Source organism: Rhodopseudomonas sp. AAP120, from assembly GCF_001295845.1.
GTDB lineage: Bacteria > Pseudomonadota > Alphaproteobacteria > Rhizobiales > Xanthobacteraceae > Rhodopseudomonas.
In genome coordinates this window covers 1-14,176 of record NZ_LJIC01000200.1, presented here as the reverse complement: position 1 = coordinate 14,176, position 14,176 = coordinate 1, and the positions used below count along the sequence as shown (strand labels likewise).

13 protein-coding genes and 1 pseudogene are annotated in these 14,176 nt (G+C 68.4%); 8 read left to right on the top strand and 6 right to left on the bottom strand.

Translation table 11 applies throughout. From position 1 onward, the window contains the following. Positions 1-94 (bottom strand): annotated as a pseudogene (locus IP86_RS29750) (DUF6101 family protein); the annotation flags it as partial. A 297-nt stretch (positions 95-391) separates the two neighbouring features. Here IP86_RS29750 and IP86_RS26225 point away from each other — a divergent pair. The 5 genes from IP86_RS26225 to lpxK are packed head-to-tail and all read left to right on the top strand — an operon-like array spanning position 392 to position 5,248. Next, positions 392-1,789, top strand: a complete 1,398-nt coding sequence (locus tag IP86_RS26225) for a TldD/PmbA family protein (RefSeq protein ID WP_054165388.1) — start codon at positions 392-394, stop codon at positions 1,787-1,789. Further along, positions 1,776-2,594, top strand: coding sequence for a 3'(2'),5'-bisphosphate nucleotidase CysQ (locus tag IP86_RS26220; RefSeq protein ID WP_054165385.1), 819 nt, complete (start codon positions 1,776-1,778; stop codon positions 2,592-2,594). The genes IP86_RS26225 and IP86_RS26220 overlap by 14 nt, the downstream gene beginning before the upstream one ends. Positions 2,595-2,627: 33 nt before the next feature. After that, complete coding sequence (locus IP86_RS26215) at positions 2,628-2,873, top strand: DUF4170 domain-containing protein (protein WP_054165384.1); 246 nt, start codon at positions 2,628-2,630, stop codon at positions 2,871-2,873. Between the two features lie 16 nt (positions 2,874-2,889). Further along, positions 2,890-4,236 carry a 3-deoxy-D-manno-octulosonic acid transferase gene (locus tag IP86_RS26210; RefSeq protein WP_197279991.1) on the top strand — a complete coding sequence of 449 codons (1,347 nt, stop codon included), beginning with the start codon at positions 2,890-2,892 and terminating at the stop codon, positions 4,234-4,236. Continuing rightward, positions 4,229-5,248 carry a tetraacyldisaccharide 4'-kinase gene (lpxK, locus tag IP86_RS26205; protein ID WP_054165383.1) on the top strand — a complete coding sequence of 340 codons (1,020 nt, stop codon included), beginning with the start codon at positions 4,229-4,231 and terminating at the stop codon, positions 5,246-5,248. Before IP86_RS26210 ends, lpxK begins: the two co-directional genes overlap by 8 nt. A gap of 3 nt (positions 5,249-5,251) precedes the next feature. Here lpxK and IP86_RS26200 read toward each other — a convergent pair whose 3' ends face one another. Next, positions 5,252-5,479 (bottom strand): DUF2093 domain-containing protein, encoded by a 228-nt coding sequence (locus IP86_RS26200; RefSeq protein WP_054165382.1) that lies wholly within the window; start codon positions 5,477-5,479, stop codon positions 5,252-5,254. 279 nt (positions 5,480-5,758) lie between these two features. On the opposite strand from IP86_RS26200, the gene IP86_RS26195 reads away from it, so the two are divergent. Continuing rightward, on the top strand, positions 5,759-6,589 hold the full coding sequence (locus tag IP86_RS26195; RefSeq protein ID WP_054165386.1) for a dienelactone hydrolase family protein: 831 nt from the start codon (positions 5,759-5,761) through the stop codon (positions 6,587-6,589). 19 nt (positions 6,590-6,608) lie between these two features. Here IP86_RS26195 and xseA read toward each other — a convergent pair whose 3' ends face one another. Further along, the gene (gene xseA, locus IP86_RS26190) at positions 6,609-8,246 is read right to left on the bottom strand and encodes an exodeoxyribonuclease VII large subunit (RefSeq protein ID WP_054165381.1); all 1,638 of its coding nucleotides are present in this window, start codon (positions 8,244-8,246) and stop codon (positions 6,609-6,611) included. Positions 8,247-8,463: 217 nt separating this feature from the next. On the opposite strand from xseA, the gene purD reads away from it, so the two are divergent. Together purD and IP86_RS26180 are read left to right on the top strand one after the other, a co-directional pair. Beyond that, positions 8,464-9,747: a phosphoribosylamine--glycine ligase gene (purD, locus tag IP86_RS26185; RefSeq protein WP_054165380.1), complete on the top strand. Its 1,284-nt coding sequence runs from the start codon at positions 8,464-8,466 to the stop codon at positions 9,745-9,747. 237 nt (positions 9,748-9,984) lie between these two features. Further along, positions 9,985-10,887 (top strand): alpha/beta fold hydrolase, encoded by a 903-nt coding sequence (locus IP86_RS26180; protein WP_054165379.1) that lies wholly within the window; start codon positions 9,985-9,987, stop codon positions 10,885-10,887. A 146-nt stretch (positions 10,888-11,033) separates the two neighbouring features. Here IP86_RS26180 and IP86_RS26175 read toward each other — a convergent pair whose 3' ends face one another. The 3 genes from IP86_RS26175 to IP86_RS26165 are packed head-to-tail and all read right to left on the bottom strand — an operon-like array spanning position 11,034 to position 13,957. After that, entirely contained in the window at positions 11,034-11,975 is a 942-nt protein-coding gene (locus IP86_RS26175) for a prephenate/arogenate dehydrogenase family protein (protein ID WP_054165378.1), read from the bottom strand. Further along, positions 11,972-13,069, bottom strand: a complete 1,098-nt coding sequence (locus IP86_RS26170) for a pyridoxal phosphate-dependent aminotransferase (RefSeq protein WP_054165377.1) — start codon at positions 13,067-13,069, stop codon at positions 11,972-11,974. Before IP86_RS26170 ends, IP86_RS26175 begins: the two co-directional genes overlap by 4 nt. A gap of 39 nt (positions 13,070-13,108) precedes the next feature. Next, positions 13,109-13,957 (bottom strand): chorismate mutase, encoded by an 849-nt coding sequence (locus IP86_RS26165; protein ID WP_054165376.1) that lies wholly within the window; start codon positions 13,955-13,957, stop codon positions 13,109-13,111. Positions 13,958-14,176 lie beyond the last annotated feature (219 nt).

The following is a 14,176-nucleotide window of genomic DNA, read 5'->3' as shown; positions in this document are numbered from 1 at the left end:
CGTCGTAGCGGATCGGCAGTGTGAGAGGGTCGAGCCGCAGAGCACGGCTCGACCCGACGGGATGACTCCCGCCTGTTGTTGTTTGACGCCTCACGGCTGTGTTCTCCCCGCCGAAATTATGTTTTCGGTCGATGCGAGGAGCTTGCCAGAGCGGTGTCCGGAATCGCTTAAAAAGGCTGGTTAATCGAAGCTGACTCGGCTTGCTTCGGGACTCATGATTGACAGAAGCTTGGCCGGCATGATTGACGAAAACTTGCGCCGAAGCCGACAATGTTTGGTTCCGGCTGTGCCTAAAGTGCTTGAAGTCCGCGCCGAATAGGCACATCTCTGCTGTCTCGGGCTCCGCTTCCGGGGTCTGCATCGTCTGCTTCCAGCCTTCAGGATTTTGTTTGTGAACTCTTCACCAGGCGCGGCATCGTCCTCTCCCACCTCTGTGGATCAAGCTCTGTTCGATCAGTCGGCGCTGAGCGAACTCGCGCAGCGTCTGGTCGAAGCCGCGCGGCGCGCCGGCGCCGATCAGGCCGATGCGGTCGCGGTGCGCGGCATCTCGCACGGCGTCGAACTACGCGAAGGCCGGATGCAGGAGTCCGAGCGCTCCGAAGGCGACGATGTCGGCCTGCGTGTGTTGGTCGGCCGTCGGCAGGCGGTGGTATCCACTAACGACATCACCGGCGATGGCGTGGCGCGGCTCGCCGAGCGCGCTGTGGCGATGGCCCGCGTCGCGCCGGACGACAAATATGTCGGCCTCGCCGATCCGTCGCTGCTGGCGCGTGACCTGCCGCAGCTCGACATGCTCGATCCGCAGACGCCGTCGACCGCCGAACTCGAGCGTCGCGCGCGTGCGGCCGAAGAGGCCGCGATGGCGGTGAAGGGCGTCGCCAAATCCGGCGGCGCGTCGGCGTCCTCGGGGATCGGCGGCATGGTGCTGGTGACGTCGACCGGCTTCCACGGCGCCTATCTGCGCTCGAGCCAGGGCGTGTCGATGACGGCGATCGCCGGCGAGGGCACCGGCATGGAGCGCGATTACGAATACACCACGGCGCCGCATGCCGAGGATCTGATGTCGCCCGACACGGTCGGGCGGATCGCCGGCGAACGCGCCGCGGCGCGGCTCAATCCGCGCAAGGTCGAGACCTGCAAGGTGCCGGTGATCTTCGATCCGCGCGTCGCGGGCTCGCTGGTCGGGCATCTGATCGGCGCCATCAACGGCGCCTCGATCGCGCGCAAGACCTCGTTCCTCAAGGACCGGCTCGGCGACAAGCTGTTCCGCGACGGCATCCGCATCGTCGACGATCCGCTGCGCAAGCGCGGACTGCGCTCGCAGCCGTTCGACGCCGAAGGTGTCGCGGTGAAGCCGCTCGCGGTGGTCGACGACGGCGTGCTGACGTCGTGGCTGCTCGATTGCGCCACCGCGCGCGAACTCGGCCTCGCTACCACCGGCCATGCGCATCGCGGCGTGTCGTCGTCGCCGTCGCCGGGTTCTTACAATGTGCATCTCGAAGCCGGGACGCTCAGCCCGGCCGAACTGATCAGCGACATCAAGCAGGGCTTCTACGTCACCGACCTGATCGGGTCCGGCGTCAACGGCGTCACCGGCGACTACAGCCGCGGCGCCGCCGGGTTCTGGATCGAGAACGGCGAATGCACCTACGCGGTGAGCGAAGTCACCATCGCGGGTCATCTGTTCGAGATCTACAAGACGCTGACGCCGGCGAACGATCTGACCTTCCGCTACGGCGTCAACGCGCCGACGCTGCGGATCGAGGGGCTGACGATTGCCGGGCGCTAGTCCCGATATCGGACACAGCGCCGGGGCGACCTCGCGCGACGCGGCGCTGCTGGCCGACACGGTTCGGGACGCTGGCGCGCTGGCGTTGTCGATGTTCGGCACCGATGTGCGGAACTGGACCAAGGGCGCCTCGTCGCCGGTGTCGGAAGCGGACATCGCCGTCAACGATCTGATCCGCGACCGGCTGCAATCGGCCGTGCCGGACTACGGCTGGTTGTCCGAGGAAAGCGCCGACGATCCGGCGCGGCTGGGCAAGCAGCGGGTGTGGATCATCGATCCGATCGACGGCACGCGCTCGTATCTCGCCGGGCGCAGCGACTGGTGCGTCTCGGCGGCGCTGGTCGAGAACGCATCGCCGGTTCTGGCCGCGGTGTTCGCGCCGGTCACCAACGACTTCTACTTCGCCGTGCGCGGCGCGGGGGCGACTCTCAATGGCTCGGCGATTCGCGCCAGTCTCGGCGTCGGGCTGGAGGCCGCCCGGGTCGGCGGCCCGAAACCGCTGATCGAACGGCTGCGGCTGCCGGCCGGCGCGCAAATTCTTCCACGGATCGGCTCGCTGGCGCTGCGGCTGTGTGGTGTGGCCGATGATCGCCTTGACGTCGCATTCGCGGGCGGGCAAAGCCGGGACTGGGATCTTGCCGCGGCCGATTTGATCGTGCACGAAGCGAATGGTAAACTAACCAGTCTCGCGGGCGAGCCCATCGTTTACAACCGTCCGGAGGTCACGCATGGGGTGCTGGTGGCCGCCGGACGCGATCGTCATGCTCGAATCGTCGAGCATTTCCGCATTCGTCCGGGGAGCTGACCCGCTTTCGCCGTTTGCCGCTGAGGAAGTTTGATGCCCGACAATGCGCAGCAGTTGCTCCACCTCGTAATCGGAGGCGAGTTGGAGGATCTCGAGAACGTCACCTTCCGCGACCTCGACAAGGTGGACATCGTCGGGGTGTATCCGAGCTATGCGTCCGCCTTCGCGGCGTGGAAGGCCAAGGCGCACCAGACCGTCGACAACGCTCACATGCGCTACTTCATCGTTCACCTCCATCGCCTGCTGGATCCCGGCCAGGACGCGAAGCCGGCGCATTGACGAGGCTTGCTTTGCGATGACGAGCGCGTCACCTCCGCGGTGGCAGGCGGGGCCGTTGCTGGCCGATCCGTTGCCGATGACGCTGCGCGTCTATCAGACGTTGACGGCCGGCGTCGCGCCGTTGGCGCCGCTGCTGATCCGGCGGCGGCTGAAGCAGGGCAAGGAAGAGCCGTCGCGCGTCGACGAGCGTCGGGGCGTCGCGGCGCATGTGCGGCCGCACGGGCCGCTGGTCTGGATCCACGGCGCCAGCGTCGGCGAGGTGTTGGCCGCCGCCGGTCTGATCGAGCGGCTGCGCGCGCTCAACCTGCGCATCCTGCTGACCTCCGGCACGGTGACGTCGGCCGAAGTGGTGGCGAAACGGTTTCCGCCCGACATCATTCACCAGTTCATCCCGTATGACGCGCCGCGCTTCGTCGAGCGCTTCCTCGATCACTGGCAGCCGTCGCTGGCGCTGTTCATCGAGTCGGATCTGTGGCCGAACCTGATCCTCGCCTCGGCGGCGCGGCGGTTGCCGATGGTGCTGATCAACGGCCGGATGTCGCCGCGCTCGTTTCCGCGCTGGCAGCGCGCCTCGGCGACGATAGGCACGCTGCTCGGCAAATTCGATATCTGCCTGGCGCAGTCGCAGATGGATGCGCAGCGCTTCGCCGCGCTCGGCAGCCCCAACGTCGTCACCACCGGCAATCTCAAGATGGACGTCGATCCGCCACCCGGCGATCCGGCGCGGCTGGAACGGCTGATGGCGGTGACGCGCGGCCGTCCTGTGATCGTCGCGGCCTCGACGCATCCGGGCGAAGAGGAAATCCTGCTCGACGTGCATCGCACGTTGGCCGGCGTGTTTCCGACGCTGCTGACGGTGATCGTGCCGCGGCATCCGCATCGTGGCGAGCAGGTCGCAAATCTCGTGCAGGCCGCCGGGTTGCAACCGGCGTTGCGGTCGCGCGAGCAGCTTCCGACGGCCGCGACGGCGATCTATGTGGCCGACACGATGGGCGAACTCGGCCTGTTCTACCGGCTGGCGCCGATCGTGTTCATGGGCGGCTCGCTGATCGAGCATGGCGGCCAGAATCCGATCGAAGCGGTCAAGCTCGGCGCCTCGATCGTGCACGGGCCGCATGTGGCGAATTTCAGCGAAGTATATCGCGCGCTCGACGAGGCTCACGGCGCCTTCATGGCGGCGGATGTCGACACGCTGGTGCGGCGGTTCGGGCATCTGTTGTCGGACGCGCCGGCGCGTCAGGCCTCGATCGACGCCGCGAGCCGGGTGGTCGAACGGCTGGGCGGCGCGCTGGACCGCACCATCACGGCGCTCGAGCCGTATCTGCTGCAATTGCAGATCGAGCAGGGCGCCGCCAATGCGTGAGCCGGCCTTCTGGCACCGGCCTCCCTCATTGCTGTCGCGCTTACTCCTGCCGCTCGGCGCGGTGTATGGCGAAATCACCTCGAACCGGATGCAGAAGGCGGGCCTCGAAGCCGGCGTGCCGGTGATCTGCGTCGGCAACTACCATCTCGGCGGCGCCGGCAAGACGCCGACCACGCTGGCGCTGGTCGATCTGCTGCGCGAACTCGGCGAGCGCCCGGTGGTGCTCAGCCGCGGCTATGGCGGCCGGCTGCACGGACCGATCGGTGTCGATCCGGCGCGCCACACCGCGGCTGACGTCGGCGACGAGCCGTTGATGATGGCGCGGCGCGCGCCGGTGGTGGTGGCGCGCGAGCGCAGCGACGGCGCCGCGATGGCACGCGCGCAGGGCGCGAGCGTCATCGTCATGGACGACGGCTTTCAGAACCCGGCCCTGGTCAAGCATGCGTCGCTGATCGTGATCGACAGCCATCGCGGTGTCGGCAATGGCTGCGTATTTCCCGCAGGCCCGCTACGCGCGCCGCTGCCGCTGCAGATCGCGCGCACCGATGCGCTGATCATCGTCGGCGACGGCGCGGCCGCGAACGGCATCGCGGCGCAGATCGCGGCACGTGGCGGCCCGGTCCTGCGCGCGCGGCTGCGGCCGGACGACGGATCGATCGCGGCGCTGAAGGGGCACCGCGTCTCGGCGTTTGCGGGAATCGGCGATCCGCCCCGTTTCTTTGCCACACTCCGCGCCAGCGGCATCGACGTCGCCAAACAGCAGGCCTTCGCTGATCACCACCCGTTCACGCCCGACGAGCTCGCGCGCCTTGCCGAGGACGCTCGCCGCGAGGGACTGACGCTGGTGACGACGGAAAAGGATCTCGCCCGGATCGGCGCGGCCGCCGCGACGCTCGGCTGTGCGATCGCGTCCTTCGCGGTCACGCTCGACATCGAAGACCCGGCGCCGCTGCGAAGGCTGCTGCTGGAACGGCTCAACCAGGTCCACGCGGCGCGGTCTGCCCGAAGCTGAGGTTCAGGCCTTCAGGGTGCCGGCGCTCGGGTAGTGCCGCTGCAGCACCGCTTCGGGCGTCGCATAGGCTTCCTTCAGGTCGACGCTCCAGTACTTCAGCTCGTCGAGCGGAATCTGCACGCCGGAGACGGCGCAGCGCACGTAGGTACCGGGCGAAATCACGCGGAAATCGCCGTCGAGATACTGCACCTGCGCTTCACCCGAGCCCGATGGGCCAAATTTGTTGAGCACGGCTGTCTCCTGGAATCCTGGCTCTTTCGCGCGAAGCGGGTCGCGCGGATAACTTCCGACACATAATGCATTTCGGCCCGAATCCAAATCGGGTTGCTCCGGATGGCTGAACCGCGGCGACGCGCAGCGCGCGAGGCCGAGCCTGCTACCTGGCCATCACGCGTGCGCCATCGCCCCCGGTTCCGGCCACCGACTTGTGATGGTTCGGGGGCGCAGCCACATGATAATCTTCTGCGTGGCAGGTCTGCGGACGTCTGGGGCTGTGCCGGGACTGTAATGATGCGCCTGCCTTTCCTCCTGTCGATCGCTGCCTGGATGTGTGCCGGCCATGTCGCGGCCGCGTCGCCGGCTGCGCCCGAGACCGTCGAAATCCCCCGTTCGGGCGGCGTCCTGCGTGCCCAGCTCTACAAGCCCCAGGGTGACGGCCCGTTTCCGGCCGTGATCGCGCTGCATGGCTGCGGCGGACTGAGCGGCCATTCGGCGCCGGTGCGCCCGCGCTATGCCGAGTGGGCCGAGCAATTGCTGAAGACCGGCCATGCGGTGTTGCTGCCGGACACCTACGGCTCGCGCGAACTCGGCCCGCAGTGTCATGCCAAAACGCGGCGCGCTGCCGCCCGGCGCGACCGCCTCGCCGACATCGGCGCGGCCCGGCACTGGCTCGCCGAGCAGCCCTGGACCAATCGCCAGCGCATCAGCCTGGTCGGCTGGGACACCGGCGCGAGCGCGCTGCTGTGGGCGGTGCGGCCGCAACTGGCGCTGGCCAAGGGCGAACCGGAATTCCGGTCGGCGGTCGCGTTCTATCCGGACTGCCGCAGTTCGGCCCGGCTGGGTTGGAGCGCCCGGGTGCCGACGCTGGTGCTGATCGGCGGCAATGACGACGTCTCCTCGCCCTCCGCCTGCCGCAGCATGGTCGACGGCGCGCAGGGCCGCAGCGCGCTGGCGCGGCTGGTGGTCTATCCCGGCGCCTATCATGATTTCGATCAGAGCGGCGTCGCGCCGCACGTCACCAGTGCGGCCGATCCCGAAGTGCCGGAGCAGGGCCACCTCGGCTTCAATCCCGCCGCGCGCAGCGACGCGGAGAAGCGGCTCGCGCACTGGCTGGGACGGTAGCCGCGCGGGCGTCTGCAGTTCAGAACAGCGAGCCTTGATCGGCCGGCTTGGCGGCGCGCTTTTGTGCCGGCTTGGGGGACGCAGCCTTCGAGGTCGCCGGCTTGGCGGATAGCGGGGTGGCCGCCTCGCCGGCGGCAGGTCCGCCGTCCGCCGTGACGCCCACCCGGCCGTCGGCGAATTCGACGCTGAGGCGTGCGCCGGCACCCACCGCTGCGGCGGCGTGGATGGCGTGACCCTCGGCATCCCGCACCAGCGCGAAGCCGCGCGCCAGCACGCCGCGATAGGACAGCGCGGTCAGCAGCTTACCGGTGGTGGCGACGCGGGCCTGGTGGCGGTCGATCAAGGTTGCCAGCGCGCGCCCGGCGCGTTCGCCGAGCCGCAGCATGCGTTCGCGCTCCCGCGCGATCCGCATCCGCTGCGCCTGCTCGTTGGCGAGCTTGGAGGCCTGCAGCCGGATCGCCAGCCCGTCGAAGCGGTCGCGGCGATGCCGCAGCACGGCGCGGGTGCAATGCTGCAGGCGTTGGCCGCTGACCGACAGCCGATGCGCGCTGTGCGCCACCTGGGCGCGGAGAACTTTCAGCGTCATGCCCGCGGCCGCCGCCGCGAAGCGGCGGTGATGCGCATGGGTGTTGGCGCGCAGCGCCCGCGGCAGGCCGGACGAGGCGCCATCGAGCCGCTGCCGCGGCACCGCCAGCAGTTCGTTGGCGGCCGGCAACGCCCGGGCGGCGGCGCGCAGCTCGTTGCGGCGCGCATCCTGGCTGCGCGACCAGCACAGCATCATCCGCCGCGAGAAGCCGCCGACCTCGACGAACAGCTCCGCCCGAACCGGCACGGCCATTTCGGCCGCGGCAGTCGGCGTCGGCGCACGCTTGTCGGCGGCGAAGTCGATCAGCGTCACGTCGGTCTCATGGCCGACCGCCGAGATCAGCGGGATCAGGCTGTCCGCCGCGGCGCGGACCACGATCTCCTCGTTGAACGACCACAGATCTTCCAGCGAGCCGCCGCCGCGCGCGACGATCAAGAGATCGGGGCGGGGGATCGGCCCGTTCTCCGGCAGCGCATTGAAGCCATTGATGGCGGCGGCGACCTGCTCGGCCGAGCCTTCGCCCTGCACCTTGACGGGCCACACCAGCACGCGGCGCGGGAAGCGGTCTTCGAGCCGGTGCAGGATGTCGCGGATCACCGCGCCGGTGGGGGACGTGACCACGCCGATCACCTCGGGCAGCCATGGCAGCAGCTGCTTGCGCGCCTCGTCGAACAGGCCCTCGGCGCCGAGCTTGCGCTTGCGCTCTTCCATCAGCGCCATCAGCGCGCCGACACCGGCGGGCTCCAGCGCCTCGATCACGATCTGATATTTCGACGAGCCGGGGTAGGTGGTCAGCTTGCCGGTGGCGATGACCTCGAGGCCCTCCTGCGGCTTGAACCGCATCCGCCCGGCGACGCCCTTCCAGATCACCGCCTCGATCTTGGCGCTCTCGTCCTTCAGGGCGAAATAGCAGTGCCCGGACGAATGCGCGCCGCGGAAGCCGGAAATCTCGCCGCGCACCCGGACATGCCCATAGGTGTCCTCCACCGTCCGCTTCAGCGCCTGCGACAGCTCGGAGACGGTGAATTCGCCGACATTGGCGAGGGCTTGGGGGGCGAGCGTGCGGGCCATGCGATTCGGGTGCTGTGGGTGAAGGTCGGAAGGTAGGGATTTTCGGCCGGCGCGCCAACCGCCTGCCGAGTTCTCCGTCGCACGCCGATGCGGCCGGATCGTGCCGCTGCCGGCGGCGATCACCCACATATCCACATGCGCGCGGCGGGCCGTTGCCCCGCGTCCGGAGCGTGTTACACCCCGGCCTGGGATCCACGGGTACGGTCGGGCTGCCGCAATGAACATTCTCCTCCTCGGTTCGGGCGGGCGCGAACACGCGCTGGCGTGGAAGATCGCGGCCTCGCCGCTGGTCACCAAGCTGTACTGCGCGCCCGGCAACGCCGGCATCGCCCGCGAGGCGATCTGCGTGCCGCTCGACGTCACCGACCACCCTGCCGTGATCCAGTTCTGCAAGGACAAGGACATCGAGCTGGTGGTGGTCGGGCCGGAGGCGCCGCTGGCGGCCGGCATCGTCGACGATCTCGCCGCGGTCGGCATCAAGGCGTTCGGCCCCAGCAAGGCGGCGGCGCAGCTCGAAGGCTCCAAGGGTTTCACCAAGGATCTGTGCAAGGCGCACGACATCCCGACCGCCGCCTACGAGCGGTTCAGCGATCCGAACGAGGCCAAGGCCTATATCCGCGCCCAGGGCGCGCCGATCGTCGTCAAGGCTGATGGTCTGGCGGCCGGCAAGGGCGTCGTCGTGGCGATGACGCTGGCCGAGGCGGAGGCTGCGATCGACATGATGTTCGGCGGCGGGCTCGGCGACGCCGGCGTCGAAGTCGTGGTCGAGGATTTTCTGATGGGCGAGGAAGCCTCGTTCTTCGTGCTGTGCGACGGCGAGCACGCATTGCCGCTCGCCACCGCGCAGGACCACAAGCGCGCCTATGACGGCGACAAGGGCCCGAACACCGGCGGCATGGGCGCGTATTCGCCGGCGCCGGTGATGACCGATGCGGTCTGCAAGCAGGCGATGGAGCAGATCATCACGCCGACGCTGAAGGCCATGAAGGCGATGGGCACGCCGTTCAAGGGCGTGCTGTTCGCCGGGCTGATGATCACCGACGAAGGCCCGCAGCTGATCGAATACAACGTCCGGTTCGGCGATCCGGAATGCCAGGTGCTGATGATGCGGATGATGTCCGACATCGTCCCGGCGCTGCTCGCCTGCGTGGACGGCCAGCTCAAGCATTTCACGCTGCGCTGGGTCGACGAGCCGGCCCTCACGGTGGTGATGGCCGCGAAGGGCTATCCGGGCAGTTACGAAAAGGGCACCCGCATCGCCGGCCTCGACCGTGCCGAGAAAATCCCCGGCGTGCAGATCTTCCACGCCGGCACCATCGCGTCCGGCGACTGGATCCTCGCCAATGGCGGCCGCGTCCTCGCCGTCACCGCCTCGGCCAAGACCGTCGCCGAAGCCCAGCGCCGCGCCTACGAGGCGATCGGCGTGATCAACTGGCCCGAAGGCTTCTGCCGCCGCGACATCGGCTGGCAGGCGGTGGCGCGGGAACGGCGGGGGAAGTAGGAGCGTTGCTCAGCCCTCACCCTGAGGAGCGCGCATCGCGCGCGTCTCGAAGGGCGAGGGCGGCCCATCCTTCGAAACGCGCTCCTATGGAGCGCTCCTCAGGATGAGGCTGTGCGTGTGGCTCGCGTCGTCATTGCGAGCGCAGCGAAGCAATCCAGCGCAGTGCACTGCGCTGGATTGCTTCGTCGCTTCGCTCCTCGCAATGACGGCAACTAACATCAAAGGGAGAAACCGCCGATGCCCGATCTCGCCGACTTGTTTCCGGGCTTCGGCTCGGAGTGGATCAACACCTCGTCGGGTCGCATCTTCGCCCGTGTCGGTGGCGACGGGCCGCCGCTGTTGCTGCTGCACGGCTTCTCCGAAACCCATGTGATGTGGCACCGCGTGGCGCCAGCGCTGGCGCAGAAGTTCAAGCTGATCATCGCCGATCTGCCCGGCTACGGCTGGTCCGACATGCCCGAGAGCGACGATCAGCATACGCCCTACACCAAGCGGGCGATGGCCCGGCAGCTGATCGAGGCGATGGAGCAGCTTGGTCATGTCCGCTTCGGCCTCGCCGGCCATGACCGAGGCGGCCGCGTCAGCTACCGGATGGCGCTCGATCATCCCGGGCGGCTGACCAAACTGGCGACGCTCGATATCCTGCCGACCTACGAATACTGGCAGCGCATGGACCGGCGCTACGCGCTGAAAGTGTATCACTGGAGCTTCCTGGCGCAGCCGGCACCGCTCCCTGAGACGCTGATCGCCGCGGCGCCTGATTTCTTCCTGAAGAACAAGCTGGCGAGCTGGGCCAAGAAACACGATCTGTCGTGCTTCGATCCGCGCGCGCTCGAACACTATCTGGCGCCGTTCCGCGATCCGATGCGGCTGCACGCGATGTGCGAAGACTATCGCGCCGGCGCCTTCGCCGACTACGAGCACGACAAGGCCGATGTCGAAGCCGGCAACAAGATCGCCGTGCCCATGCTGGCGCTATGGGGCGACAGCGGCATCGCCCAGTCCGCCGCGACGCCGCTCGATACCTGGAAGAAGTGGGCCAAGGACGTCCAGGGCCACGCCGTCGACTCCGGCCACTTCCTCACCGAGGAAGCCCCGGAGCAGACCGCCGAGGCGTTGCTGAAATTCTTCAGCGCGTAGGGTGGACAAAGGCACGTAGCGCCGCGCCCACGCGCCGAACTAACACTCAGCCGTCATCCGCGGGCTTGACCCGCGGATCCATCGCGCGCGGAGCGCGCCTTGTTCAATGATGGATCGCCGGGTCGAGCCCCGGCGATGACGGCTTGTTACTCCGCTTTCGCGCCGAGCTGCTTCGGCCGCCGGCCGAAGTCGGCCGCGGCTTCGTCCTGGCCGATCTGCACGACGCCGCGGCGGATCGCGCGGGTGCGGGTGAAGTGCTCGAACAGCGCGTCGCCGTCGCCGCGGCGAATGGCGCGGGTCAGCTTCGACAAATCTTCCTGGAATTCGCCGAGCATCTCCAGCACCGCGTCCTTGTTGGTCAGGAACACGTCGCGCCACATCGTCGGGTCGGAGGCGGCGATACGGGTGAAGTCGCGGAAACCGCCGGCTGAGAATTTCAGCACTTCGGACTGCGTCACGCCTTCGAGTTCTTCGGCGGTCGACACGATGGTGTAGGCGATCAGATGCGGCAGATGGCTGGTCACCGCCAGCACCAGGTCGTGGTGGTCGGCGGTCATCACTTCGACATTGGCGCCGAGCCCGCGCCAGAACGCGCCGAGTTTGTCGACCGCGTCCGCATTGGCGCCCTCGGGCGGCGTCAGGATGCACCAGCGGTTGACGAACAGTTCGGCGAAGCCGGAATCCGGTCCGGAGTTCTCGGTGCCGGCGACCGGATGCGCCGGCACGAAGTGCACACCCTCCGGCAGATACGGCGCCATCGCCTTCAGCACCGCGCCCTTGACCGAGCCGACGTCCGAGACGATCGCACCCGGCGCCAGATGCGGCGCGATCTCCTGCGCGACCGGGCCGCAGGCGCCGACCGGAATACACAGGATGACGAGATCGGCGCCCTCGACCGCTTCGGCATTGGTCTCGACCACGCGGTCGACGATGCCGAGCTCCTGCACGCGCGCGCGGGTCTGCGGCGAGCGCGCGGTGGCGACGATCTCGCCGGCGAGGCCGAGCGCCTTGGCGCCGCGGGCGATCGAGCCGCCGATCAGGCCGAACCCGATCAGCGCCAGCTTGCGAAACAACGGCGCAGAATTCATGGCCTGCCCATGAAGTCGCGCAGCGCTTCGATCACCAGCTCGTTGGCTTCGTCGGTGCCGATCGTCATCCGCAGCGCATGCGGCAGCTTGTAGTTGCCGAGTGCGCGCAGCACGAGGCCGCGCTTGGTCAGAAACGCGTCGGCCTCGGCGGCGGTCTTGCCCGGCGTGGTCGGGAAATGCATCAGCACGAAGTTGCAGACGCTCGGCGTCACGGTCAGCCCGAGCGCAGTGAACTCCTGGGTCAGCCGGTCGCGCCACTTCTCGGTGTGGATGCGCGACATGTCGACATGCGCGGTGTCCTGGATCGCCGCGACGGCGGCGAGCTGCGACGGGATGGACACGTTGAACGGACCGCGGATGCGGTTGACCGCGTCGACGATGTTCTCAGGGCCGAACATCCAGCCGACCCGCAGCGCCGCCAGCCCGTGCACCTTGGAGAAGGTGTGGGTCAGCACGGTGTTGTCGGTGGTCGAGACCAGCTCGATGCCGATCTCGTAGTCGTTCTTCGACACGTAGTCCGCATAAGCGGCGTCCAGCACCAGCACGACATGCGACGGCAGGCCCGCGCGGAGACGTTTGACTTCATCAAAGGGGATGTAGGTGCCAGTCGGGTTGTTCGGGTTGGCGAGCCACACCAGCTTGGTGCGGGGCGACACCTTGGCGAGGATGGCGTCGACGTCGCAGGTCAGGTCCTTCTCCTCGGCGACCACGTTGGTGGCGCCGTTCGCCAGCGTGGCGATCGGATAGACTAGGAAGCCGTGCTGCGACGAGATCGCCTCGTCGCCCGGGCCGAGATAAGTGTGGGCCAGCAGATTGAGGATCTCGTCCGAACCGGCGCCGCAGATGATGCGGTCGGGGTCGAGCCCGTAGGCCTTGCCGATCGCCTCGCGCAGCATCCGCGAGGTGCCTTCCGGATAGTCCTCGAGATGATCCGCCGCGCTCTTATAGGCCGCGATCGCGTGCGGCGACGGGCCGAACGGCGTCTCGTTGGCAGAGAGCTTGAACACCTTGCGGCCGGGCTCGGGGACCGGGCTCTTGCCGGGGGTGTAGGGCGCAATATCGAGGATGCCGGGCTTCGGCACGGGACGGGACATCGTCAACTCCGGATGGTCGGGCGGCCGAAGGCCGGCCCGTCAGGGGGCAGGCTTGCCGCTCGGGGGCACCGTATAGCGCCTCGCGTGGCTGCCGACGAGAGCCGACGAACGCAGCGAGGCCCCCGCTGCGATCAGGGCAGCCTTGATCTGATCGAGGCTGCAGGGCGCCGAGATCGACACCAGCAGCGCCGCGCCGTCAAAAGCGGTATCGGGCACCGCAACGACCTCGGCCAGCGGCGAGATCGCCCGGGCAATCTCGGCATTCCAGCCCGACACCCGGATGCTCCAGGTCTCGACTTCGGTGACCATGGCGCTGTCGGCGACCCGCGACACCACGAACACCGGCAGCGCCGCCGGGTGGTCGGCGCGCTCGATGAACGGCAGCCGGGCGATGATCTTGGGCACGCCCGCGGCTTCAAGCGCCAGCCACCACGGCGTGGCGCCCGACGTCGCCGACACCAGCGCGAGATCGCCCTTTGAGCGCGCCACCGCCTCGACGGCGGCCGAGGCGGAGAAATGCGGCACGTAGGGCACCGTGAAGCCGAAATGGAAGCGGGCGGAATCCCGCATCGCGGATTCGCCGAGCGACTGGTCGACATGCACCGAGAACGGCGCCTGGACGTACGTAAAGGTGGCGATGATCACCCGCCAGATGCTCTCGACGGTATCGAGCGGCAGGATGCCATGATGGCGCTCCACCAGCCGCCGCATCATGTCGGCCTCGCGCGCCGGCCGGAACGCCGAGCCGACCTCCTGGGTCTGCTTCACCGCAATCAGCCGGTCGATGATCTCGCCGCGCTGCATCAAGAGCTGGTGCACCTGCGCGTCGATGCTGTCGATCTCCTGGCGGAGCTCGTTGAGCGACGGCGGCGAGGGCGGCTTGGTCATTGCGGAGAACCTTCAGACGAAACGCGATGCGACCTTCTGCTTAGGAAACCAGGCGATTGAAGGCAAAGGAATTTGGCTGAGGGCAGGGCCGCCCCGAGCACAGCGCGCTCCCTCTCCCGCTTGCGGGAGAGGGCTGGGGTGAGGGCGAGCCGAGCAGTGAGCCAGTGTGAAGGAGACGCGAGCACCGTGCTCGCGGACCCCCCCCCCCCCCCCCCCCCC

What these genes read in the sequence shown, in the direction of transcription:
- IP86_RS26215 (WP_054165384.1), top strand. Translation starts at nt 2,628, where the DNA reads ATGCCCGACAATGCGCAGCAGTTGCTCCACCTCGTAATCGGAGGCGAG.
- IP86_RS26210 (WP_197279991.1), top strand. Translation starts at nt 2,890, where the DNA reads ATGACGAGCGCGTCACCTCCGCGGTGGCAGGCGGGGCCGTTGCTGGCC.
- lpxK (WP_054165383.1), top strand. Translation starts at nt 4,229, where the DNA reads ATGCGTGAGCCGGCCTTCTGGCACCGGCCTCCCTCATTGCTGTCGCGC.
- IP86_RS26195 (WP_054165386.1), top strand. Translation starts at nt 5,759, where the DNA reads ATGCGCCTGCCTTTCCTCCTGTCGATCGCTGCCTGGATGTGTGCCGGC.
- xseA (WP_054165381.1), bottom strand. Translation starts at nt 8,246, where the DNA reads ATGGCCCGCACGCTCGCCCCCCAAGCCCTCGCCAATGTCGGCGAATTC.
- purD (WP_054165380.1), top strand. Translation starts at nt 8,464, where the DNA reads ATGAACATTCTCCTCCTCGGTTCGGGCGGGCGCGAACACGCGCTGGCG.
- IP86_RS26180 (WP_054165379.1), top strand. Translation starts at nt 9,985, where the DNA reads ATGCCCGATCTCGCCGACTTGTTTCCGGGCTTCGGCTCGGAGTGGATC.
- IP86_RS26175 (WP_054165378.1), bottom strand. Translation starts at nt 11,975, where the DNA reads ATGAATTCTGCGCCGTTGTTTCGCAAGCTGGCGCTGATCGGGTTCGGC.
- IP86_RS26170 (WP_054165377.1), bottom strand. Translation starts at nt 13,069, where the DNA reads ATGTCCCGTCCCGTGCCGAAGCCCGGCATCCTCGATATTGCGCCCTAC.
- IP86_RS26165 (WP_054165376.1), bottom strand. Translation starts at nt 13,957, where the DNA reads ATGACCAAGCCGCCCTCGCCGCCGTCGCTCAACGAGCTCCGCCAGGAG.